The 22,508-nt window shown below is 69.2% G+C and carries 24 protein-coding genes; 14 read left to right on the forward strand and 10 right to left on the reverse strand.

Annotated elements, in window-relative coordinates; all coding sequences use genetic code 11:
- Positions 1-120: 120 nt before the first annotated feature.
- From KZ810_RS15455 to KZ810_RS15465, 3 genes are read right to left on the reverse strand one after another with little or no spacing between them, the layout of a single operon-like run.
- Positions 121-1,206, reverse strand: coding sequence for a 5-(carboxyamino)imidazole ribonucleotide synthase (locus tag KZ810_RS15455; protein WP_219770022.1), 1,086 nt, complete (start codon positions 1,204-1,206; stop codon positions 121-123).
- A 23-nt stretch (positions 1,207-1,229) separates the two neighbouring features.
- Complete coding sequence (purE, locus tag KZ810_RS15460; protein ID WP_219770023.1) at positions 1,230-1,703, reverse strand: 5-(carboxyamino)imidazole ribonucleotide mutase; 474 nt, start codon at positions 1,701-1,703, stop codon at positions 1,230-1,232.
- A gap of 51 nt (positions 1,704-1,754) precedes the next feature.
- Entirely contained in the window at positions 1,755-2,753 is a 999-nt protein-coding gene (locus tag KZ810_RS15465; protein ID WP_219770024.1) for an LLM class flavin-dependent oxidoreductase, read from the reverse strand.
- A gap of 115 nt (positions 2,754-2,868) precedes the next feature.
- On the opposite strand from KZ810_RS15465, the gene KZ810_RS15470 reads away from it, so the two are divergent.
- The 7 genes from KZ810_RS15470 to KZ810_RS15500 all read left to right on the forward strand — a co-directional run bounded on the left by KZ810_RS15470 (position 2,869) and on the right by KZ810_RS15500 (position 9,862).
- Positions 2,869-3,534 (forward strand): pyrimidine 5'-nucleotidase, encoded by a 666-nt coding sequence (locus KZ810_RS15470; protein WP_219770133.1) that lies wholly within the window; start codon positions 2,869-2,871, stop codon positions 3,532-3,534.
- The gene (gene dapD / locus KZ810_RS15475; RefSeq protein ID WP_219770025.1) at positions 3,531-4,367 is read left to right on the forward strand and encodes a 2,3,4,5-tetrahydropyridine-2,6-dicarboxylate N-succinyltransferase; all 837 of its coding nucleotides are present in this window, start codon (positions 3,531-3,533) and stop codon (positions 4,365-4,367) included. The genes KZ810_RS15470 and dapD overlap by 4 nt, the downstream gene beginning before the upstream one ends.
- Positions 4,368-4,432: 65 nt before the next feature.
- Positions 4,433-5,926, forward strand: a complete 1,494-nt coding sequence (locus tag KZ810_RS15480; protein WP_219770026.1) for a carbohydrate porin — start codon at positions 4,433-4,435, stop codon at positions 5,924-5,926.
- Positions 5,927-6,025: 99 nt separating this feature from the next.
- On the forward strand, positions 6,026-6,991 hold the full coding sequence (gene glpX / locus KZ810_RS15485) for a class II fructose-bisphosphatase (protein ID WP_219770027.1): 966 nt from the start codon (positions 6,026-6,028) through the stop codon (positions 6,989-6,991).
- Positions 6,992-7,097: 106 nt separating this feature from the next.
- The gene (locus KZ810_RS15490) at positions 7,098-7,820 is read left to right on the forward strand and encodes a CPBP family intramembrane glutamic endopeptidase (protein WP_219770028.1); all 723 of its coding nucleotides are present in this window, start codon (positions 7,098-7,100) and stop codon (positions 7,818-7,820) included.
- A 436-nt stretch (positions 7,821-8,256) separates the two neighbouring features.
- On the forward strand, positions 8,257-9,462 hold the full coding sequence (locus KZ810_RS15495; protein ID WP_219770134.1) for a multidrug effflux MFS transporter: 1,206 nt from the start codon (positions 8,257-8,259) through the stop codon (positions 9,460-9,462).
- A gap of 94 nt (positions 9,463-9,556) precedes the next feature.
- Positions 9,557-9,862, forward strand: coding sequence for a hypothetical protein (locus KZ810_RS15500; protein ID WP_219770029.1), 306 nt, complete (start codon positions 9,557-9,559; stop codon positions 9,860-9,862).
- 68 nt (positions 9,863-9,930) lie between these two features.
- Here KZ810_RS15500 and KZ810_RS15505 read toward each other — a convergent pair whose 3' ends face one another.
- The 4 genes from KZ810_RS15505 to KZ810_RS15520 form a co-directional block, all read right to left on the reverse strand.
- Positions 9,931-10,077: a hypothetical protein gene (locus KZ810_RS15505; protein WP_219770030.1), complete on the reverse strand. Its 147-nt coding sequence runs from the start codon at positions 10,075-10,077 to the stop codon at positions 9,931-9,933.
- A 65-nt stretch (positions 10,078-10,142) separates the two neighbouring features.
- Positions 10,143-10,553, reverse strand: a complete 411-nt coding sequence (locus KZ810_RS15510; protein WP_219770031.1) for an acyl-CoA thioesterase — start codon at positions 10,551-10,553, stop codon at positions 10,143-10,145.
- On the reverse strand, positions 10,550-11,113 hold the full coding sequence (locus KZ810_RS15515; protein ID WP_219770032.1) for a DedA family protein: 564 nt from the start codon (positions 11,111-11,113) through the stop codon (positions 10,550-10,552). Before KZ810_RS15515 ends, KZ810_RS15510 begins: the two co-directional genes overlap by 4 nt.
- 4 nt (positions 11,114-11,117) lie before the next feature.
- Entirely contained in the window at positions 11,118-13,199 is a 2,082-nt protein-coding gene (locus KZ810_RS15520; protein WP_219770033.1) for a S9 family peptidase, read from the reverse strand.
- A gap of 197 nt (positions 13,200-13,396) precedes the next feature.
- On the opposite strand from KZ810_RS15520, the gene KZ810_RS15525 reads away from it, so the two are divergent.
- From KZ810_RS15525 to egtD, 6 genes are read left to right on the forward strand one after another with little or no spacing between them, the layout of a single operon-like run.
- Positions 13,397-13,717, forward strand: coding sequence for a DMT family transporter (locus KZ810_RS15525; protein ID WP_219770034.1), 321 nt, complete (start codon positions 13,397-13,399; stop codon positions 13,715-13,717).
- Positions 13,718-13,770: 53 nt separating this feature from the next.
- Positions 13,771-14,613 carry a tRNA glutamyl-Q(34) synthetase GluQRS gene (gene gluQRS, locus KZ810_RS15530; RefSeq protein WP_258045007.1) on the forward strand — a complete coding sequence of 281 codons (843 nt, stop codon included), beginning with the start codon at positions 13,771-13,773 and terminating at the stop codon, positions 14,611-14,613.
- Positions 14,614-14,622: 9 nt separating this feature from the next.
- Positions 14,623-14,856: a twin transmembrane helix small protein gene (locus tag KZ810_RS15535; protein WP_174193926.1), complete on the forward strand. Its 234-nt coding sequence runs from the start codon at positions 14,623-14,625 to the stop codon at positions 14,854-14,856.
- Positions 14,857-14,859: 3 nt separating this feature from the next.
- On the forward strand, positions 14,860-15,417 hold the full coding sequence (locus tag KZ810_RS15540) for a cob(I)yrinic acid a,c-diamide adenosyltransferase (protein ID WP_219770035.1): 558 nt from the start codon (positions 14,860-14,862) through the stop codon (positions 15,415-15,417).
- A gap of 51 nt (positions 15,418-15,468) precedes the next feature.
- Positions 15,469-16,728: an ergothioneine biosynthesis protein EgtB gene (gene egtB / locus KZ810_RS15545; protein ID WP_219770036.1), complete on the forward strand. Its 1,260-nt coding sequence runs from the start codon at positions 15,469-15,471 to the stop codon at positions 16,726-16,728.
- Positions 16,729-16,730: 2 nt separating this feature from the next.
- A complete protein-coding gene (egtD, locus tag KZ810_RS15550) occupies positions 16,731-17,708 on the forward strand; it encodes an L-histidine N(alpha)-methyltransferase (RefSeq protein ID WP_219770037.1) in 978 nt (325 codons plus the stop codon).
- A gap of 18 nt (positions 17,709-17,726) precedes the next feature.
- Here the strand turns inward: egtD and KZ810_RS15555 are convergent, their stop codons facing one another.
- Entirely contained in the window at positions 17,727-18,743 is a 1,017-nt protein-coding gene (locus KZ810_RS15555) for a DUF1176 domain-containing protein (protein ID WP_219770038.1), read from the reverse strand.
- 81 nt (positions 18,744-18,824) lie between these two features.
- On the opposite strand from KZ810_RS15555, the gene KZ810_RS15560 reads away from it, so the two are divergent.
- Positions 18,825-19,694, forward strand: coding sequence for a 3-hydroxybutyryl-CoA dehydrogenase (locus tag KZ810_RS15560; protein ID WP_219770039.1), 870 nt, complete (start codon positions 18,825-18,827; stop codon positions 19,692-19,694).
- A gap of 159 nt (positions 19,695-19,853) precedes the next feature.
- Here KZ810_RS15560 and KZ810_RS15565 read toward each other — a convergent pair whose 3' ends face one another.
- Positions 19,854-20,837 (reverse strand): agmatine deiminase family protein, encoded by a 984-nt coding sequence (locus KZ810_RS15565; protein WP_219770040.1) that lies wholly within the window; start codon positions 20,835-20,837, stop codon positions 19,854-19,856.
- Positions 20,834-22,498: a M28 family metallopeptidase gene (locus tag KZ810_RS15570; RefSeq protein WP_219770041.1), complete on the reverse strand. Its 1,665-nt coding sequence runs from the start codon at positions 22,496-22,498 to the stop codon at positions 20,834-20,836. The genes KZ810_RS15565 and KZ810_RS15570 overlap by 4 nt, the downstream gene beginning before the upstream one ends.
- Positions 22,499-22,508 lie beyond the last annotated feature (10 nt).

Below are 22,508 nucleotides of genomic sequence, written 5' to 3' on the forward strand. Positions count from 1 at the left end.
TCGCGGGCAGGGGGCGTAAGCAGGGTTGGGGGGCAGGCGTCATCGGCGCGCCGGTTTGGCGGCGAAGCTTGGCAGCAGCAAGGCAGCGGCGTGGCGGCCGGGGGCCGGCCCGGCCCGCCGTCAGCGTTCCAGCCGGGTGACGTGCCCCATCTTGCGCCCCGGCCTTGCCTCGCCCTTGCCGTAGAGGTGGAGATGGGTGCGCGGTGCGGCGACCAGCTCGCTCCAGCGCTGCCACTCGTCGCCGATCAGATTCTCCATCACGATTGCGGGCGCGGTCAGCGCGGTGTCGCCGAGCGGCAGGCCGCAGATCGCGCGGACGTGGTTGGCGAATTGCGAGGTTTCCGCACCTTCGATCGTCCAATGGCCCGAATTGTGGACACGCGGCGCCATCTCGTTGAAGACGGGGCCGTCGGAACCAGCGAAATATTCGCAGGTGAGCACGCCGACGTGACCCAGCGCGTCGGCGATGCGGCCCGTCAGCGCCGCCGCCTCGGTCCATTGCCGCGCGATCTCGGGCGGCGCGGGGACGCTCGAGCGGTGGAGGATCGCGTCGCGATGCTCGTTCCACGGCGGGGGATAGCTGGTGATCGTGCCGTCGATGCCGCGGACGAGCAGGATCGAAAACTCGTGGGTGAAGGTAACGAACGCCTCGAGGATCGCGGGGCCGCCGATCGACTCCCACGCGGCGTCGGCATCGGCGGCGTCGTTGATCCGCGTCTGGCCTTTCCCGTCATAGCCGAAGCGCGTGGTCTTGAGCACCGCGGGCGTGCCGATCGCCGCGAGTGCGGTGTCGAGCTCCGCGCGCGAGTTGACCGCCTGCCAGTGTGCGGGGCGGCCACCGACGTCCTCGACGAAGCGTTTTTCCGCCACGCGGTCCTGCGCGACCGCGAGGCTTTTGGGGGGCGGATAGACGGGGACCCGCTCGGCCAACCACTCGACGGGGGCGACCGCGATGTTCTCGAACTCGTAGGTGACGACGTCGCATTGCGCGGCGAAGTCGGCGAGCACGACCTTGTTGTGATAATCGGCGCGCGTCAGGCTGGAGGCGGTCTGCGCGGCGACGCTCTCGCGGTCGGGGGCGAGGACGTGGGTGCGGTAGCCGAGCTGCGCGGCGGCAACCGCGATCATGCGTCCCAACTGCCCGCCACCCAGGATGCCGATGGTGCCGCCGGGGGCGAGCGGGCGGTCGAGCTGGGCGAGCGGCATGATACGTTCCGTTTGCGGAAGGGTCAGGGAGCCTCGGCGACGCCCGCGGTCTGTGCCGCGCGCCAGGCCTGGAGACGGAGCGACAGCGCGTCGTCGGCGAGCGCGAGGATCGCGGCGGCGAGCAGCGCGGCGTTGATCGCGCCCGCGCGGCCGATCGCGAGTGTGCCGACGGGAATGCCGCCGGGCATCTGCACGATCGACATCAGGCTATCCATGCCCTTCAGCGCTTTGGATTCGACGGGCACGCCGAGCACGGGGAGGTGCGTCATCGACGCTGCCATGCCGGGCAGGTGCGCCGCGCCGCCCGCACCCGCGATGACGACCTTGAGGCCGCAGTCGGCGGCGCCGGTCGCGTAATCGTACAGCCGCTGCGGGGTGCGGTGCGCGGAGACGACGCGGACCTCGTGCGCGACGCCCAATGCGTCGAGCGTCTCGGCCGCGTGCCGCATCGTGTCCCAGTCGGACGTCGAGCCCATGATGATGCCGACCTGCGTCATGCGGGCGGGCGTAACCGCGCTGGCGCGGGAGGGCAATGCCCTCCCGGTCGGTCAGGCGGCTTGGCGTAACTCCGCCATCGCGTCGGCGGTGAGCGTGAGCGAATGCTTGCGCGCGTCATGATCGTGGATCGCGCTGGTTAGCATCACCTCGTCGACTTGCGTGCGCTGAACGAAGGCGGCGATGCCGCGCGCGACCTCGTCGCGGGTGCCGATCGCGGAGCAGGACAGGACGTTGTCGAGCATCGCGGCGTGGGCGGGCGGCAGGCTGGCGCGGTAGTTCGCGACCGGGGGCTTCATCAGCCCGGGCGTGCCGGTGCGCAGCGCGATGAACGACTGCTGCTGCGAACTGGCGAGGTACTCGGCCTCGTCGTGGGTGTCGGCGGCGAAGACGTTGAACCCGGCCATCGCATAGGGCCGCGCGAGCTGGGCCGACGGGCGGAAATCGCGGCGGTAGATCGCGAGTGCGGCATCGAGCGCGTCGGGAGCGAAGTGCGAGGCGAAGGCGTAGGGAAGCCCCAGGATCGCGGCGAGCTGCGCGCCGAAGGTGCTGGAGCCGAGGATCCACATCTCAGGGGTAGCACCCGCGCCGGGCGTCGCGGAGATGCCGGTGCGGCCGTCGTCGGCGAAATAGCTTTGAAGTTCGACCACGTCGTTGGGAAACTGATTGGCGTCGCTGGCGAGGTTGCGGCGCAGCGCATGCGCGACGCGTTGGTCGCTGCCGGGCGCGCGCCCGAGCCCCAGATCGATGCGGCCGGGGTAGAGTGCGTCGAGCGTGCCGAACTGTTCGGCGATCTGCAGCGGCGCGGAATTGGGCAGCATGATGCCGCCCGCGCCGACGCGGATGTGCTCCGTCGCGCCCGCGACATGCGCGATCACGACCGCGGTCGCGGCGGAGGCGATCCCCTTCATCCCGTGGTGTTCGGCCACCCAGTAACGGTTGAAGCCGAGCGTCTCGGCGTGGCGCGCGAGATCGGCGGCGTTCGCGAGCGACTGCGACACGGTGCCGCCTTCGACGACGGGGACGAGATCGAGAAGCGAATATAGGGTCATGGAAAAGGAGATGGGGTCGCCGCCGGCGTCGCGCCAGGCAGGTGAGCTTGGTGCGCGCACAGCCCAGCTTGGGACAGGCTTTGACCTGCCGGCCAACCAGACTACAGCCGCGGCGATGCCGCCCGAACTCGTCCATATCGACACGTGGTTGTTCGACCTCGACAACACGCTTTATCCCGCCTCGGCCAATCTGTTCGCGCTTATCGACCGGCGGATGACCGCGTTCATCGCCGACCTGCTGTCGCTCGATCTCGTCGAGGCGCACCGCGTGCAGAAGGCCTATTTCCTCGGCCATGGCACGACGCTTGCCGGATTGATGGCGGAGCATGAGGTCGATCCGGCGGCGTTCCTCTCCTACGTCCACGATATCGAGATGGACGTGCTGGAGGCGAACGCGCCGATGGCGGCCGCGCTCACGAAGCTGCCGGGGCGCAAGATCGTCTTCACCAACGGCGACAAGCCTTACGCGCTGAAGGTGCTCGACCGGCTGGGGCTGGGGGAGAGTTTCGAGGCGGTCCACGACATTCACGCGATGGATCTGGTGCCCAAGCCCGCGCCCGCGGCCTATGCCGGCATCTGCGCCGCGCTCGATATCGATCCGACCACCGCGCTGTTCGTCGAGGACATGGCGCGCAACCTGAAACCCGCCAAGGCGATCGGCATGACGACGGTGTGGGTCGACAATGGCAGCGAGCAGGACCACGACGCCGACCGCAGCTACGTCGACATCCGCGTCACCGACGTGACCCAGTGGCTCAACCAGATCACGGAGACCCTATGACCGACCCGAGGACCGATCTCGCGCAGACCATCGACACCGCGTGGGACAACCGCGCCGAGATCGGTTTGACCACCACCGGCGCGGTGCGCGAGGCGGTGAACGAGGCGCTGGCGCTGCTCGACGCCGGCACCGCGCGCGTTGCAGAGCCGGACGGTAACGGCTGGCGCGTCAATCAGTGGTTGAAGAAGGCGGTGCTGCTGAGCTTCCGCCTGAACGACAATGCGCTGATCGACAACGGGCCCGGGCAGGGTCACTGGTTCGACAAGGTGCCGTCGAAATTCTCGGGCTGGAGCGAGGAGCAGTTCCGCACGGCCGGCTTCCGCGCAGTGCCGGGCAGCGTGGTGAGGCGCGGTGCCTATGTCGGCAAGGGAGCGATCCTGATGCCGAGCTTCGTCAACATCGGCGCCTATGTCGGCGAGGGCACGATGGTCGACACCTGGGCGACCGTGGGAAGCTGCGCGCAGATCGGCAAAAACGTCCATCTGTCGGGCGGGGTCGGGATCGGCGGCGTGCTCGAGCCGCTGCAGGCCGATCCGGTCATCATCGGCGACGGCGCGTTCATCGGCGCGCGGTCCGAGGTCGCGGAGGGCGTTCGCGTCGGCGAGGGCGCGGTGCTGTCGATGGGGGTGTATCTGGGCAAGTCGACGCGGATCATCGACCGCGCGACCGGCGAGACCTTTTACGGCAAAGTGCCGCCTTATTCGGTCGTGGTCGCGGGGTCGGCACCGTCGTCCACGGGCCAGGGGCCGAACCTTTATTGCGCGGTGATCGTCAAGCGCGTCGACGCGCAGACGCGCGAGAAGACCGGGATCAACGAGCTGCTGCGCGACTGAAGCGATCCGATCGACATGACGGTTGATCGGGGTTTGACGCATGACGGCGACGAAGGTGTGAGCTGATGGGGGCAGTGGAGCGGCGCGCGCACTGGTGGTCGACGGTGGGGGCGGTGGCGGTCGTGTCGCTGGGGTGCGCGACGCCCGCGATCGCCGCGGCGCAGCAGGTCGACGTCGGCGCGCCCGCACCCGCGCCCGATGCCAACAATACGCAGGTGCCCGCCCCCAAGGCCGCCGACGATGCGGTGACCGAGCAGGCGCCGACCGGATCGGTGACCGACACTCAGCACCGCGTGCGCAGCCGCGTCGGCCCGGTGCGCGACACGTCGCCGTCCGCGCTGATCGGCGACACGCAGGGCAGCCCGCCCCCCGGGCTGATCGGCGACTGGCAGAAGATCCGCTCGCGACTGGGCGAAGGCGGCATCGGCCTGTCGGCGCGCTACGCCTCGGAAAGCGGGTATAATGTCGCGGGCGGTGAGCGGAAATTGTGGCGCGAGACGGGGCAGCTCGACGCGGGCGTGCTGCTCGACCTCGAGAAAGTGGCGGGATTGCAGGGCGGCGCGTTCCAGGCGACCGTGACGTGGCGGCGCGGGCGCGACCTGGGGGCGGACGCGGGGCTGGGGACGCTGCAACAGGTGCAGGAAGTCTATGGCCGCGGGCAGACGGTCAGGCTGACGCAATTCTGGTACGAGCAGCGGATCGGCGAGCGCGTGGAGGTGAAGCTCGGGCGCACCAACCCGGGCGAGGATTTCGCGGTCTTCTCGTGCCATTTCCAGAACCTGAGCTTCTGCGGCGCGCAGCCGGGCAATCTGAACGGCGATTACTGGCAGAACTGGCCGGTCGGGCAATGGGGGGCACGCGTGCGCGTCGATCTGCCGGGCGACCTGTACGTCGCGAGCGCGGTGTACGAGGTCAACCCGCGCAACCTCGACGACAATTTCTTCCTGTGGCGCCTCCACGGTGCGACGGGGGTGCTGATCCCCGCCGAGCTCGGCTGGGTGCGCGGCGGCGATGGCGGGTCGGTGGGTTCGTACAAGGTCGGCGGCTGGCTCTCGACCGCGGACGGTGACGACGTGCTGCTCGACCGCAACCGCGGCGCATCGGTGGTGACGGGCGTCTCGCCGCTGCGCCGGTCGAGCCGGTACGGCGTCTATGTCGCGGTGCAGCAGCAGGTCACCGGTCAATCGAAGGATGGCAAGTCGCTGGCCGGGTTGAACGTGTTCCTGAACGTGACGCAGGCCGACCGGAAGACCTCGGTGACCGACAACCAGGTGTCGGCCGGATTATTCTACAAGGGGCTGTTCCCCGCGCTGCCGGGCGACGTGCTGGGGTTCGCGGTGGCGCGCACCAACGTCAACGGGCGCGCGGCGCGGGGCGACACACTGATCCCCGGCACGCCGGTGCGCGACGCGGAATATGCGAGCGAGCTATACTACAGCCTGCACCCGCTCGACTGGCTGGAGCTGCAGCCCAACGTCCAGTACATCCACCACCCCGGCGGCATCCGCGCGGCCGACGACGTCGCGGTGCTGGGGCTGAAGGCGGCGCTGGTGCTGTAAGGGGCGCTGTAAGGATGCGCCGCATCGGTGCGGCACCGTGCCTCGACACCGTCACGCAAGCCCCCTATCGCGGCGCAAAGATTAGGTAAGGGGATATACATGACGGCTGCCTCCAAGGTGCTCGACCGCGTGCTCGTGCTCGAGATGGTGCGCGTGACCGAGGCGGCGGCGATCGCCGCGTCGACGCTGACCGGGCGCGGGGACGAGAAGGCGGCCGATGCCGCCGCGGTCGAGGCGATGCGCGCGGCGCTGAACGAACTCGACATGGACGGCACCGTGGTGATCGGCGAGGGCGAGCGCGACGAGGCGCCGATGCTGTTCATCGGCGAGAAGGTCGGCAGCGGTACCGGTCCCGCGATCGACATCGCGCTCGACCCGCTGGAGGGGACGACGATCTGCGCGAAATCGGGGCCGAACAGCCTTGCGGTGCTGGCGATTGCGGAGGGCGGCGGGCTGCTCAACGCGCCCGACGTGTACATGGACAAACTGGCGGTCGGCCCCGGGCTGCCCGACGGCGTCATCGACCTCGACCGGACGCCGACCGAGAACATCGAGGCGATCGCGGCGGCGAAGGGCGTGAAGCCCGCCGACATCATCGCATGCGTGCTCGACCGTCCGCGCCACGAGGCGCTGATCGCGGAATTGCGCGGGATCGGTTGCGGCATCGTGCTGATCGGCGACGGCGACGTCGCGGGCGTGATCGCGACCACCGACCCCGACACGACGATCGACGTCTACATGGGGTCGGGCGGCGCGCCCGAGGGTGTGCTGGCGGCGGCGGCGCTGCGCTGCGTCGGCGGGCAGTTCAAGGGGCGGCTGTTGTTCCGCAACGACGACGAGCGCGCGCGCGCGGCGAAATGGGGTGTGACCGACCTCGACCGGCAATACGACCTGACCGATCTGGCGAAGGGCGACTGCATTTTCGCGGCGACCGGGGTGACCGACGGGTCTTTGCTCGCAGGCGTCAAGCGCCGCGGCAAGGTGATGACGACCGAGAGCGTGGTGATGCGCGCCTCGTCGGGCACGGTGCGCTGGGTCAAGGGCGAGCACCGGCTGGAGCGCTGACGACGCGCGCGTGCGGTGAGCGGGTGCCGCGCGGGCCGGCGCCGGATGCGTCGGCCGCGTGTCGCGTGAACGCGCGGATGGCTGATCGCGGCCGCGGCCGGCGGGCATGATCGAGCGGTTGTTCGCCGCCGTGCTGCTCGCACTCGCGCTCGCCGCGTTCGTGCATTTCGCGCGCGGGGGCGAGGTGGGCTTCCCGCCGCCGCACTGGCCGAGCGGGCGCGCGCGCTATTTCACGCGCGCGGCGTCGCGGATCGCGGTGCTGTTCGGTGCGACGTCGATCCTGTTGCTGGCGGTCGCGGGGCGGATCGACGCGCTGCGCGCGATGCCGCGCGCGTTCGCGCCACTGCGGCAGGTGACGGGCGCGGTGCCGCTGGCGGGCGAGACCGCGATGCTGCTCGCGGCGGCGGTGCTGGGCGGGGCGGCGATCGGCGCGATCGGCGCGCGGCTGCTGCGACGACGGCTGCAGGTCGGGCGGATCGGCGCGGTGCTGCCACGCGCGCGCAGTGAACTGGGCTGGGGGGTGCTGCTGTCGCTGGTCGCGGGGGTGAGCGAGGAATTGTTCTTCCGCCTGCTCGTGCCGCTGCTGGCGACGGCGGTGACGGGATCGCCGCTGATCGGTTTCGCGGCGGCGACATTGCTGTTCGGCGCGGCGCACCGTTACCAGGGGTGGACGGGGGTGGTCGCGACGATGCTGGTCGGCGCGTTGCTCGCCTACGCGTATCTGCTGACCGCCAGCTTGTGGGTGGCGATCGCGCTGCACGTCTTCATCGACCTGAACGCGTTGGTGCTGCGCCCGGTGCTGAGCGGGCAGGTCCGCCTGCGCAGGTAAGCGACCAAGTCGCCCCGCCCCGCCGACGAGGGCGGAGCGGGGCGACCTGCTGTCCGTGGGACGCGGATGCGCCCCGATTCGCAGCCATACACGTCGAAGGTGGATAAAAGATGGCGGGGAGACGGCTCCACGTCCGTGCACGTGTCATGCGCCGACGTGGAGCGTCCCCCGTAGCACCCGAAGCAAAGGGCGTCCGGGTCGGATGCGACTGTTCCCGAAAGCCGGCAGCAATACAAGGAAACATTCGACCAAGATTTGAGCGGTGCGTGCCACGCCGGGTCGACGGCTCGCGCCCGATATCGGGGATTGGGGCAGTGCTGCTGACAACGGTGGCATCGCGCGGCGCATCGGCCTAGACGCGCGGGCGATGACCCGGCCCGACGCTTCCGCTTCTCCATCCACTTCCTCCGGCGCCGGCCAGCCGCCGCGCGCGACGATGCACCCGGGCGAATTCGTCGCCTTCGTCGCGGCGCTGATGGCGGTCAACGCGCTGGGCGTCGACCTGATGCTGCCCGCGCTCGCCGATATCGGGCAGCAACTGGGCGTCGCCACCGCGAACCACCGGCAATGGATCATCACCGCGTACATGCTGGGCTTCGGTGTCGGGCAACTCGTCTACGGTCCGCTCGCTGACCGTTTCGGGCGCAAGCCGGTGCTGCTCGTGACGCTCGCGGGGTTCGTCGCGGCGAGCGTGTTCGCGGCTGGATCGCCGACCTTCGCCGCGTTGCTCGGCGCGCGCGTGCTGCAAGGGTTGATGTCAGCCTCGACGCGTGTCCTCGCAGTCGCGATCGTGCGCGACCGGTTCCACGGCCGGCAGATGGCGCGCACGCTGTCGGTCGCGCAGATGATCTTCTTCCTCGTGCCGATCATGGCACCGACGCTGGGGCAGTTGCTGCTGTCGACGCTGGGGCCGTGGCGCTACATCTTCTACGCGCTGGCGAGTTTCGCCGCATTCGTGCTCGCCTGGGCGCTGATGCGGCTGGCCGAGTCGCTCGCGGTCGAGCGGCGGCGCGCGCTGTCGCTCCCGACGCTCGCGCACGCGTATCGCGAGACGCTGACCAACCGTTTTTCGGCGGGTTACGCGGTGGCGGCGGCGATGACGTTCGGCGGCATCATCGCGTTCGTATCCTCGGCGCAGCAGATCTTCGTCGAGGAGTTCGGCATGGGCGACCGCTTCACCTATCTGTTCGCGGCCTGCGCGTTCGCGATGGGGGTGGCGTCGTTCGCGAACAGCCGGCTGGTCGAGCGATTGGGCACGCGGTTGATCTCGCAGGCGGCGGTGCTCGGGCTGATCGCGCTGTCGGCGGCGCATATCGCGGTGATCCTGGGCGGGGTCGAGACGCTGTGGACGTACGTGCTGTTCCAGGCGCTGAGCATGACGTGCATCGGGCTGTGCGGATCGAATTTCGGCGCGATGGCGATGGAGCCGGTCGGGCATATCGCGGGCACCGCCTCGTCGATCCAGGGGTTCATCACCAGCGTCGGCGCGGTGATCGTCGGATCGCTGATCGGGCAATCGTACAACGGCACCACGCTGCCGCTGCCGCTGGCGATCGGCTATCTGTGCATCGGCGTCGCCGTGCTGGGGGTCGTGCTGGTGGTGGAAGAGGGCAAGCTGTTCCACGCGCGTCAGGCGGCCTGATCCGCGCCGCTGCATTCGCGGGCGAGGGTTAATGGTGGTTAACGCCGCAACCCTTCGCGCGCGGACGGGTCGGCACTCTTCTATGTCGTTCGATTTGCTCGATATCGCGTGCCGTATCCGGGGAGAGGCGCGCACGCTCGCCTCCCGCTACGTCACGCGCTACGGCGCGGACGCGCTCGTGCTCGCGCGTATGGCGCGGGCGGACGTGAGCGAGCGCGGGCGCGCCGACCGCGCTTTGTTATACGACTCAGCGATCACGCTGCTGTCGATCCGGGGCGCGCACGACGGTTTGAGCGCGAGGCGCGATCTGTATCCGCATGTGGCGATCGCCGAGGTGTTCGCGTCGGGTCGGCAACACTTCGCGTATGATCATCGCCGGATGATTGGACTTGCTTCGTAGCGTTCATCATTGCGGCGTGACGGTCTTGATCGTCTCGGCGGGCGCGCTGTCTCCCGCTGACGTGTCGGTCAGCTGTGCTCGCGCTGGGGGAGCGGGGTGCGGGCGTGGCGGTTGCGCAGCGTGAGGTAGATCGTTGCGCCCGCGGCCACGGTCACTTGCAGCACCCACGCCCCGAGCAGCGCCCATAGCATCATATAGATTGCCATCATGATCATTGGTGAGCGCCTCCCTTCACCAACGGTTCATACGCTTCGGCCCGGGGCGGCACCAACGGCGTTGCTTACAACGGTAGCTCTTTTGTCCCATCGAGGAACGGCGCGGCGACGTCCGCGCGGATGCGGACGAGCCGGCCGGTCGCGCGGTCGATCATCGCCCAGGTCGTCACGCCCTCGACCCGGACGCGGCCATCGCCGCCGGTGAAGCGAAAATGGCGGTCGAAGCGGGCGCCGCGCGGCGGTTCGGGGACCCAGGTAGCGCCGGTGACGTGCTCGCCGACGCCGACGTTGCCGCGATAGTCGATCTCGTGGCGGGTCACGACCCAGACAAAGGCGTCGCGGTGTTCCGCAGGCGCGACCGCGTGCCAGTGCGCGACCGCCAAGTCTTGGATCCAGCGGACCCAGACCGCATTGTTGACGTGGCCAAGTTCGTCGATGTCGTCGGGCTGCGCGGTATATTGCTGTTCGAAGGTCATCGTCTGCGTCCCCGCCACCAGTGGATCGCGGCGACGATCAACCCCGCCGCGACGACGCCGCCGACGATCCACCACAGGCGCGTGTCGTGGCGCAGGCGGCCGACGAATTCCTCGACCGCGTCGCCGAACAAATAGCCGACCCCGGTGAAGACGATCGCCCAGATGATCGCGGCGATGAGGTTGATCGCGAAGAACTGCCGCTGCGAGATGTTGGTCGTGCCGACCGCGATCGGGCTGACGGTGCGCAGCCCGTAGAGGAAGCGGAACACGAAGATGAAGCTGCGGGGATGCTTCTCGAGCTGTTCCTGCGCGCGCGCGAAGGCGGCGGTGCCGCGCAGTTTCACCACCCAGCGCTGGTCGCGGAAATGGCGCCCGAACGCGAACCAGCCCTGGTCGGCGAGGAACGACCCCGCCGCCGCCGCCGCCGCCGCGCCGGGCAGCGACAAGAGCCCCTGATGCGCGAGGAGGCCGCCCGCGATCACCGCCGCCTCGCCCTCCAGCGCGGCACCGGCGAACAGGGCGGCGAGCCCGTATTGTGCGACCAGCGACTCGATCGACATCGGGCTAGGCTTCGGCGCCCAATTGCCACAGCACGAAGGCGTGTTCTTCCGCCGCCTCGCGCAGGCTCTCGAACCGGCCAGACTTGCCGCCGTGGCCCGCGCCCATGTTGGTTTTCAGCAGCAGGACGTTGTCGTCGGTCTTGGTCGCGCGCAGCTTCGCCGCCCATTTGGCGGGCTCCCAATAGGTCACGCGCGGGTCGTTCAAGCCACCCGAGATGAAGAGCGGCGGATAGGCCTGCGCGCGCACATTGTCGTAGGGGCTGTAGCCGCGGATCAGCTCGAACGCCGCCTTGTCCTCGATCGGGTTGCCCCATTCGGGCCATTCGCCCGGCGTCAGCGGCAGCGTGTCGTCGAGCATCGTGTTGAGTACGTCGACGAACGGCACGTCGGCGATCACCGCGCCCCAGAGTTCGGGGTCGGAGTTGACGATCGCGCCCATCAGCTCACCGCCCGCCGAGCGACCCGCGACCGCGATCCGTCCTTCGCTTGTCCAGCGGCCCGCGATCAGCCCGCGCGCGACATCGACGAAATCGTTGAAGGTGTTCTCGCGCTTCTCGAGTTTGCCGTCGTGATACCATTGCTGGCCGAGATCGTCGCCGCCGCGGATGTGCGCGATCGCGTAGGCGAAACCGCGGTCGAGCAGGGAGAGGCGGCCGGTCGAGAAGCCGGGCGGGATCGCGTGGCCGTAGGCACCGTAGGCGTAGAGGAACAACGGGCGGCTGCCGTCGCGTGGGAAGCCTTGCGGGTAGACGATCGAGACGGGCACCTGCGTCCCGTCGCGCGCGGTGATGTGGAGCCGCTCGGTTGCGTAGCACGCGGCGTCGTAGCGCGAGGGGATTTCCTGCACCTTCAAGGTGGTGAGCTCGCCCGTCGCGACGTCGTAATCGTAGACGGTGCCGGGCGTGACCATCGATTCGTAACCGAGCCGGATCACGCGCTGATCGTATTCGGGATTGTCGCCGGTGCCCGCGGCGTAGCTCGCCTCGGGAAAGGTGATCCGCTTCGGCTCGGCGCCGTCGTAGGAATGGATGGCGATCTGGTCGAGCCCATCCTCGCGGCCCTCGACGATGAAGAAGTCGGCGAAACACTCGACCCCGGTCATGTAGAAATGGGCTGAGGGCGCGATCAGTTCGGTCCAGGTGCCGGGTGCCGAGATCGGCGCGGTGACGAGCCGCCACATCGGGTCGGTGTCGTTGGTGTGGATGAACAACGTGTCGCCGTGCGTGTCGACGTCATATTCGCGGCCCGTCTGGCGCGGCGCGACGAGGATCGGTTCGGCGAAGGGATCGTCGGCGGGGAGCAGGCGGATCTCGCTGGTGACGTGGTCGCCGGTGCCGATCACGATCCAGCGCCGGTCGCTCGTCTCGCCGACCGCGACGCGGTAGCCCTCGTCATCCTCGTGGAAGAGTTCGACGTCGTCGGCGGGATCGTCGCCCAGCCGGTGGAAGCGCGCATTGTCGGTGCGCCATTCCTTGTTGGCGAGGCCGTAGAGGAACCCCGTATCGTCGGCAATCCAGACGATGTCGGACAGCATGCCCTCGATCACGTCGGGCAGCAGTTCGCCGGTGGCGAGGTCCTTCACCCGGACGGTGAAGCGTTCGGAACCGTTGTCATCGATCGCGTAGGCGAGCTTCGTCGCATCGTTGGAGATCGAGAAGCCGCCGAGCCGGAAATATTCGTGTCCCTCGGCGAGCGCGGGTTCGTCGAGGATAAGCTCGTCGGCCGAGCCGTCGGCGGGTGCGTCGACCGGGCGGCGCCACCATTTGCGATACTGCCCGCCGGTTTCGAACGCGGCCCAGTAGAGATAGTCGCCGTCCTTCTGCGGGACCGAGGCGTCGTCCTCCTTGATGCGCGCCTTCATCTCTTCGTAGAGCCGGTCGGTGAGCGCCTGGTGCGGCGCCATCTGCGCCTCGAAATAGGCATTCTCGGCCTCGAGATAGGCGAGCACGTCGGGGTCGTTCACTTGCGGGTAGTTCGGGTCCTTGAGCCACGCCCAGGGATCGCTGATCGTGATGCCGTGCGTGGTGAATTCGTGCGGGCGCGTCGGCGCGACCGGCGGGGTCAGATTGTCAGGTTGATCGGTCATGCGCGCGTCCTAACGTGCGACGCGGTGTTTAGTCACGCGGATGGTCCGCAATCCGCGACCTTTGGCCATCATGGACAATCGCGCGCCCAGATCATAACTGCCGTCCGCCGCTGCTCTGCGCGGCATCGGCGCAGCGCCTCTTTCGGGTTTCCGGCGGCTGTGCCCTTCGCAACGAGCCCGTGAGTGGAGAAAACCCGATGGCGTGGGTCATTCTGGGCGTGGCGGTCGTGACCGAGATCATCTGGGCGCTGAGCCTCAAATGGGCGGCGGTGCAGGGGAGCTGGGCGGCGTCGGCGGTGCCGGTGACACTGAGTTTCGTCAACATGGGGCTGCTGGCGATGGCGATGCGCGGACTGCCGGCGGGGACGGCGTACGCGGTGTGGACCGGGCTGGGCGCGGTCGGGGTCACGATTTTCGGCGTGATCCTGTTCGGGGAGAAGCTCAACATGGTGCAGGTGGGGTTCATCGCGCTGATCATCGTCGGCGTGGTGGGGACGAAGTTCTTCGCGCAGGCGTGATCCCTTGAGCGGTGGGGTTGAGCGACGCTGCGCGCGCGCACATGGGTGGCGCGATGATCACCTCCCGCTTCGCGCCGTCGCCGACCGGGCGGCTGCATCTGGGCCATGCCTTTTCCGCGATCCGCGCGCACGATCTGGCGCGTGACCGGGGCGGCGCGTTCCTGCTGAGGATCGAGGATATCGACGGCACGCGCAGCCGGCCCGAGCATGCCGAGACGATCATCGCGGATCTCGCGTGGCTGGGGCTGACGTGGGATGCGCCGGTCGTCTTCCAGTCCGAGCGGCTGGAGGTATATGCGGCGGCGCTGGCGCGGTTGCGCGCCGACGGTCTGCTCTACCCGTGTTTCTGTACGCGCGCGGAGATTGCGGAGGCGATGAGCGCGCCGCACGGAGCGACTGCGGTCTATCCCGGCACGTGCCGCGGCGTGGATGCGCGCGACCGGATGAACGAGCCGCATTGCTGGCGGCTCGACATGGCGGCGGCGGTGTCGGCGGCTGGAGCGCGCGCGGGGCCGCTCGACTGGAACGACGCTGGCGTGCGCGTGCGGGCGGTGCCCGAGCAGCAGGGCGACGTGGTGCTGGCGCGTAAGGACGCGCCCGCAAGCTATCATCTGGCGGTGACGATCGACGACGCGGCGCAAGGCGTCACCGACGTGGTGCGCGGGCGCGACCTGTTCGAGGCGACGCACATCCACCGGCTGCTGCAGGCGCTGCTCGACCTGCCGACGCCGCGTTATCATCACCATGAATTGCTGCTTGGCCCCTATGGTGAGCGGCTGGCGAAGCGCCACGGCGCGCCGACGCTGGCGAACCTGCGCGAGGACGGCGTGGACGGACCCGCGCTGGCGGACGATTTGCGGCGCGGTCAGCTTCCAAAAGGCGCGTTTCGTACCTAGATTGCGCGCATGAACACCTTTCTCGTCATCCTGCTCGTCGCGGCGATGCTCGCCACGGTGGTCGCGCTGGTCCGCGGCATCATCTCCTTTCTTCAGGAGCAGTCGGCGCAAGTGCGCGGTGGCGGAGAGGGCCCGACCGCGGGACAGCTCAAGTCGAACCGGATGATGCAGCAGCGCATCATGTTCCAGGCGGCAGCGATCCTGGTGTGCGTGCTGCTGCTCGCCGCGGCCGGGCGTACCTGAGACTTGGTCAAGCTCAACCGCATCTACACGCGCACGGGGGACATGGGCGAGACCGGGCTGGTCGACGGCAGCCGCGTGTCGAAGGCCGACGCGCGGTTGCAGGCGATGGGCGACGTCGACGAGGCGAACAGCGCGATCGGGGTCGCGATCGCCACGCTGGCGGACGCGGACGTACGAGCGGCGCTGACGCGCATCCAGAACGACCTGTTCGATCTGGGCGCCGATCTGGCAACGCCGGGGGACGATTTCAGTCCCAGCGAAATGGTGCTGCGGATCGTGCCCGCGCAGGTCGCCCGCGTGGAAGCGGAGATCGATGTGCTGAATGCCAATGTCCCGCCGCTGACCAGCTTCGTCCTGCCCGGCGGTGCGGCGGCGTCGCTCCACCTCGCGCGCGCGATCGTGCGGCGGGCGGAGCGGTCGGTGGTCGCGATGGGGGCGGCGGCGAACCCGCAGGCGATCGCTTATATCAATCGCTTGTCCGATTTCCTGTTCGTTGCATCGCGCGCGGTGAACCAAAGTGCCGGTGGCGACGTTCTATGGGTTGCAGGGGCAAACCGTTGACATAGCCTAGTCCGGCTCCCGGTACGGCTTGTTGGCGGCGGGGAGTGGATGATGGAACCGCAACGCCAATCAATCGGCACGGCCGGCGAGCTCGCGCGGCGGTTCGCAGCGGTGCGCGGCTTGAGCGAGGCGCTGGTCGCCCCCTTGTCCGACGCGGATGCCACGGCGCAGTCGATGGACGACGCCAGCCCGGCAAAATGGCACCTGGCGCACACGACCTGGTTCTTCGAAACGTTCGTCCTGCGCGATCACGTCGCGGATTACCGGCTGCACGACGAACGCTTCCCGTTCCTGTTCAACAGTTATTACGAGGCGGAAGGCCGCCGACACGCGCGCGGACGGCGCGGCATGGTGACGCGCCCGACGCTGGACGAGGTGCTGGCGTACCGCGCCGCGGTGGATTCGGCGTTGCTGGACGCGCTCGACCACCTGCCAGCTGATGCGCGCGAGCTGGTGGCGCTCGGCTGCCATCACGAGGAGCAGCATCAGGAATTGCTCGTCACCGACGTGCTGCACCTGATGAGCGAGAACCCGCTTGAGCCTGCGGTGTGGCCCGCGGCGCGCAAGGTGCCGGTCGCGATGCCGGGGCCGATCGGCTGGATCGAGAGTGCGGAGCGCGTGGTCGAGGTGGGTCATGGTGGCGAGGGCTTCGCGTTCGATTGCGAGGGGCCGCGCCACCGCACGCTGATCCCCGCGCACGCGATCGCGGACCGGACGGTCACCAACGGCGAGTGGCAGCGATTCATCGCCGACGGCGGCTACCGCGACCCGCGGCTGTGGCTGTCCGACGGATGGGGCTGGGTGCAGCGCGAACATGTCGAGGCGCCGCTTTACTGGGAAGAGCGCGACGGTGTCTGGACGCGCTTCGGCCTGGACGGGCGGCGCGCGGTCGACCCTGCGGCGCCGGTGACGCACGTCAGTTTCTACGAGGCGGATGCCTATGCCACCTGGGCGGGTGCGCGGCTGCCGACCGAGTTCGAGTGGGAAGCCGCGGCGGCAGCGCATGACGCGAGCGGCGGCAACCAGATGGATACGGGCGGCGCGGTCGAGCCGCGTCCGGCGGCGGAGGGCCCGGCGTTCTTCGGTGACGTGTGGGAATGGACCGGCAGCGCCTACCGCCCCTATCCCGGTTTCCGCGCGGTCGAGGGCGCGGTCGGCGAATATAACGGCAAGTTCATGAACGGGCAGTTCGTGCTGCGCGGCGGCAGTTGCGCGACCCCGCGCGGCCACGCGCGCGCGTGCTACCGCAATTTCTTCTATCCCCATCAGCGCTGGCAGTTCACCGGCGTGCGGCTCGCCAAGGATCTGTAAGCATGCTGAAGCCCGAAATCGAGGACGGTCAGGCGAGCCTCGCCGATCCGCAATTCCGCGCCGACGTGCTGGCGGGGCTCGCGCGGCGCCCGCGCGCGATCCCGGCTCGCTGGTTCTACGACCACCGCGGGTCGGAATTGTTCGAGGACATCACCGACCTGCCCGAATATTATCCGACCCGGACCGAGGTCGCGCTGCTCGAGGGATTGTGCCCCGAACTGCACCAGCTGACCGGCAAGGGCCGCGCGGTGGTGGAATTCGGATCGGGTTCGTCGACCAAGACCCCGACGCTGCTGAAATGCGTCGAGCCGTCCGCCTATGTGCCGATCGACATTTCGGGCGATTTCCTGCGCGAGAGTTCGCGTACATTGTCGGCGGCGTTCCCCGAACTGCTGGTGCTGCCGTTCGAGGCCGATTTCACTCGGCCGCTTAACCTGCCGCACACGATCCAGGACGCGCCCAAGCTGGGGTTCTTTCCGGGGTCGACGATCGGCAATCTGATCCCGCTCGCCGCAGTCGACCTGCTGCGCGCGATGCGCGCGTCGCTGGGGGAGGGCGCGATGCTGTTGATCGGGATGGACCGGATCAAGGACCCGGGCGTGCTCGTCCCCGCCTACGACGATGCGCAGGGCGTGACCGCGGCGTTCAACATCAACGTGCTCGAGCGGATCAACCGCGAGCTGGACGGGACGATCCCAGTCGACGCATTCCGCCACCGCGCGATCTGGAACGACGACCGCGCGCGGATCGAGATGCACCTGGAGGCGACGCAGGACGTGTCGTTCACAGTCGAGGGGCGCGCGTTCGAGATCACGGCGGGCGAGACGATCCATACCGAGAACAGCCACAAATACGGCCCGCGCGATGCGCGCATCCTATTGCGCAGCGGCGGGTGGACGCCGATCCGCGAATGGACCGACGACGAGGGCAAGTTCGCGGTGATCCTGGCCGAAGCGCAGGCGGAGCGACCCGCGCCCTAGTCGCGGTTGCCGATTGCGTCAGGGGCGTTCGACGCGCGCAGTCCAGGTGGTGATGAGATTGGGATTGCCGCGGCACTCGCTCATTTCAGCCTGCGCGATCAGGCGCAGGCGCGTGCCGTCCCATGCGAAGCGTTGCGACACCCCGCAGTCGCCGAGGCCGCGGCCCTTCGCGTAGCTGTTGAGGATGCCTTTCTCGACCGAGCCGTTGACGACACTCGGGACGCGGGTTTCGTGGTCGGCGCCGCTCGCCTCGAACCCGGCGGGGGCGTCGGTCTGCGCAGGGTCGACGCGGGTGCCGCGGATCACGAACAACGCGCCGATCACGTTGTACGCGCCCGCCGAGCAGGGGACCACCGCGAGCGAGGTTCCGCCGCCGACGGGCGACACGACAGGGCTCCAGTCGACATCGGCGCTGGGTGGCGCGTCGCAGCGCGCGGTGCGGTTCATCGCGGTGATCTGCGTCTTCGATAACCGGGCGGGAGCCCCGGTGAGCGCGGGCGCGTGGACGACCGGGACGGGCGGCGCGGCGGGGACCGCGGACGCGGGCGCACGGCCCTTCGCGACCGCGGCGGTGACGGTATCGACGCGGTGCTGGACCGCATCAGCGTAGCGCAGCGCCGCCGACAGCCCCGCGAGCGAGAGCGTGCCGAGCGGCTTTCCGTCGCGGCCGATGAGCGTCGCCACGCGCGCGATGGCGAGCGCGGCGACGATCTGTTGCGCACGCCTGCCCACGAGCGCGTCGCCGGCGAGGGCGTAGCGCGCCGCACCGACGCGAAGCGCCGCGGGTGCGGGGCCATCGCCTTTATTGTCGAACGCGAGCTCGAACCCGCCGGCCGGTCCCGCCGCGCGCGTGATCCGGGCCGTGTAGCCCGGGCCCGCCGCGGTCTCGAGTGCGAGCGAGGCGATCGTGCAGCGGTGGACGTTGTCGCACCCGACCGCCCAGTCGCCAAAGGTCTTGAGCGCGCCGGGCGTCGCCGCCGACGGCGTGGCGGCGGGGGTGGCGGCAATCAGCGTGGCGGCAACGATCGGGTGCATGTCGGCACCGATAGCGTGGTGGCGCGGCGGCGGCAAAGCGGGCTAGAGCGCGCGGCGACCATGAGGATGAGGAACGAAGCGATGCAGACGATTGGCGTGATCGGCGCGGGACAGATGGGCGCGGGCATCGCGCAGGTGTCGGCGGCGGCGGGGTACCGCGTGATCCTGAGCGACGTCGATCAGGCGCGCGCCGAGGCGGGCAAGGCGGGGATCGCCAAGCGGCTGGCGCGCAATGTGGAAAAGGGCAAGATCGACGGGCAGGCGCGCGACGCGCTGCTCGGGCGGATCGAGCCCGTGGGCGACGTGGCCGCGATGGCGCCGTGCGCGCTGGTGATCGAGGCGGCGACCGAGCGCGAGGCGATCAAGCGGCAGATCTTCGAGCGCGTCGGTGCGGTGCTGGGCAAGGATGCGGTGCTCGCGTCCAACACCTCGTCGATCCCGATCACGCGACTGGCGCAGGCGGCGCCCGATCCGGCGCGCTTCATCGGCGTCCACTTTTTCAATCCGGTGCCGGTGATGGGGCTGATCGAGATCATTCGCGGTCTGGCGACGAGCGACGAGACGGTCGCGACGATCGAGACCTATGCTGCTCAGCTCGGCAAGCAGGTGGTGCGCGCTAACGACGCGCCGGGGTTCATCGTCAACCGCGTGCTGATGCCGATGCTGAACGAAGCGTGCTTCGCGCTGGGCGAGGGCGTGGCGACGATCCCCGACATCGATCTCGCCTGCCAATTGGGGCTCAATCACCCGATGGGGCCGCTGACGCTCGCCGATTTCATCGGGCTCGACACCTGCCTCGAGATCACGCGCGTGTTGTTCGAAGGGACGGGCGATCCGAAGTTCCGCCCCGCGCCGCTGCTCATCAAATACGTCGAGGCGGGGTGGTACGGGCGCAAGAGCGGGCGCGGCTTCTACGATTATTCGGGCGAGACCCCGGTGCCGACGCGGTGAGGGGCGGCCGCGCCGTTCGGTCTTGGACGGCGCGGCGCGGGGGCGACGGCGAAGCCGCCGCCTGACGTCGGACGGGATCGCCTTACGGGCGACCCGCCAGCCGATCCCGGCGTTGCGCGGGCGCCCCCGCTCATTGCCGCCGTCGCTTCGCCGAGGCGGCTATGCCGGGATTTGCTGGCTGATGCAGTGGAAGCTTCCGCCACCCGTCAGGATCGCGTCGGCGCGCAGGCCCACCGCGCGGCGGTTGGGGAACAGCGCCTGCACCCCGGCGACGCCGGCCACGTCGTGTTCGGTGCCGTAGACCGGCACCACCACCGCTGCATTGCCGATGTAGAAATTCATGTAGCTCGCCGGGATCACCTCCTCGTCGCGCAGCACGCGGCCGGGCGAGGGGATGTGGACGACCTCTAGCCCCGCGGCGCGCGCGCGGTCGGCGGCGTCCTGATAGACGCGCCAGTTCGGGTCGTTCTCCGCCGCCTGCGGCAGTGCCAGGCGCCCTTCGCCGACGAAGCGCGCGAGATTGTCGACGTGGCCGTCGGTGTGGTCGTTGAGCAGCCCGTCGCCGAGCCAGACGACGCGGGTATAGCCGAGGTCGCCGAGCAGGCGGCGTTCGATCTCGGCACGCGAAAGCGACGGGTTGCGGTTTGGGTTCAGCAGGCATTGCTCGGTGGTGACGACCGTCCCGGTACCGTCGCCGTCGATCGCGCCGCCTTCGAGTACCCAGTCGTGCGTTTCGGCCGACAGGCCACGCGCGGCGGCGAGGCGTTGTCCGACATCGTCGTCGCCGGGCAGATCGTATTTGCCGCCCCAGCCGTTGAACGCGAAATCGTGCGCGACCCCGTCGCCGGTAATGATCGCGCCCGTATCGCGCAGCCAGATGTCGCCGAAGGGCTCCACGACGACCTGCGCGAAGGGGGCGAGTTCGCGTGCGGCGGCGGCGGCCTCGTCGTCGGCGGCGACCAGGATCACGGTTTCGCCCGCACCGTCGGCGTGGACCGCGGCGGCGAACGCGACGACCTCGTCGCGCGCCTGATCGAGATCCTCCTGCCAGAGCTCGGGATGGCTCGGGAAGCCGATCCAGACCGCGGCGTGCGGTGCCCATTCGGCGGGCGGGGTACGCCCGGTGTTCGTGTCGACGGTCATTGTGCTGCTCCTGCGCGCGAGCGGTCGCGGATGCTGCGGAACTCGGCGGTCTTATACCAATTGGGCCAGGCGTTGCTGTCCGCGAGTGCGCGGCCGAGCTGATAATAGATCGTCAGATCCTGCACCGCGCCGTCCCAGTTCCAGTCGGGGCGGTATTCGTCCTGCGGCTTGTGATAGCGGTTGGCGGTGTAATCCTCCGCCGCGGCCTTCCCCGCAGCGAGCCCGTCGTCGACGAGATCTTCGCCGCTGCCGCCCGCCAGCATCGGCACGCCGAGTTTCGCGAAGGAGAAATGGTCGGAGCGGAAATAATGCCCCTTCTCGGGCGTCGCCTCGGGCGTGATGCGGCGTCCCTGCGCGGCGAGCAGCGGTTTGACCATGTCCTCGAGCTCGCTCTTGCCCGCACCCGTGATCTCGAAATCGCGCGTCGCGCCGTTGACGTTCAGCACGTCCATGTTGATGCCGCCCACCGTGCGCGCGAGCGGGAAGACCGGATGCTCGGCATAATAAGCGCTGCCGAGCAGCCCCGATTCCTCGGCGGTGACCGCGAGGAACGCGACCGAGCGGCGCGGGCGCGGCGCCTTGGCGAACGTCTCCGCGAGCGCGATCAGCCCCGCGGTGCCCGAGGCATTGTCGACCGCGCCGTTGCAGATGTCGTCGCCGTTCACCGGCTCGCAGTGGCCGAGGTGATCCCAGTGCGCGGAATAGAGCACGTAATCGTCCGGCGCGCCGCCCTGCGCGGCGGGCTTGCCCGGCAGCACCCCGATGACGTTGTGCGACAGCGATTTCTTGATCCGGTTGTCGAAGCCGACCGACATGGTGACGCCCAGCGGAACGCTGCGGAACCCCTTGGTCGCGGCGGCGCGCGAGAGCGCGGCGAAATCCTTGCCGGCGCTGGCGAACAGCGCCTTGGCCTGGGCGAGCTGCATCCAGCCGATCGCCTGGCTCTGGTCCATGTGGTTGTTCGCGGCGTCGAGTTCGTACTGCTCACCGGTCCATGACGATTGGACAACCGCCCAGGGGTAGGCGGCGGGTTCGGTGTCGTGGACGATGATCGCAGCGGTGGCGCCCTGGCGGGCGGCCTCCTCGAACTTGTAGGTCCAGCGACCGTAATAGGTCATCTCGCGCCCGTTGAACGTGCCCTTGGTCTCGGGCGTCGACCAGTCGGGGTCGTTGGAGAGGATGACGACCGTCTTCCCGCGCACGTCCAGCCCGGCATAGTCGTTCCACCCCTTCTCCGGCGCGTTGACGCCGTAACCGACGAACACGACGGGCGAGTTGGCGATGCTGACCGATGGCACGACGCGGTAGGTGCCGACGACCATGTCGCTCTTGTAGGCGAGCGACAGCGGGGTCGTGCCGCCCGAGAAGACCATCGGGCGCACGTTGGTGGCGGTGCTGGCGACCATCGGCACGTCCTGCGTCCACTTGCCCGCGTTGCCGGGTTTGAGCCCAGCGGCCTTCATCCGCTTGACGAGATAGGCGATCGTCTTCGTTTCGCCCGCGGTGGTCGGTGCGCGGCCCTCGTACGCATCCGACGACAGCTCGCGCGTCACGTCCTTCAGCGTCTGCACCGGAATGGCGGGGGTGGGCGCGGGAGCCGTTTGTGCGAGCACGGTCGAGGCGGTCAGCGTGGCGACGAGGGTGGCGGCAAAGAGGCGCATGGAAACTCCG

It is taken from the genome of Sphingomonas citricola (assembly GCF_019429535.1).
Taxonomy (GTDB): Bacteria; Pseudomonadota; Alphaproteobacteria; order Sphingomonadales; family Sphingomonadaceae; genus Sphingomonas; species Sphingomonas citricola.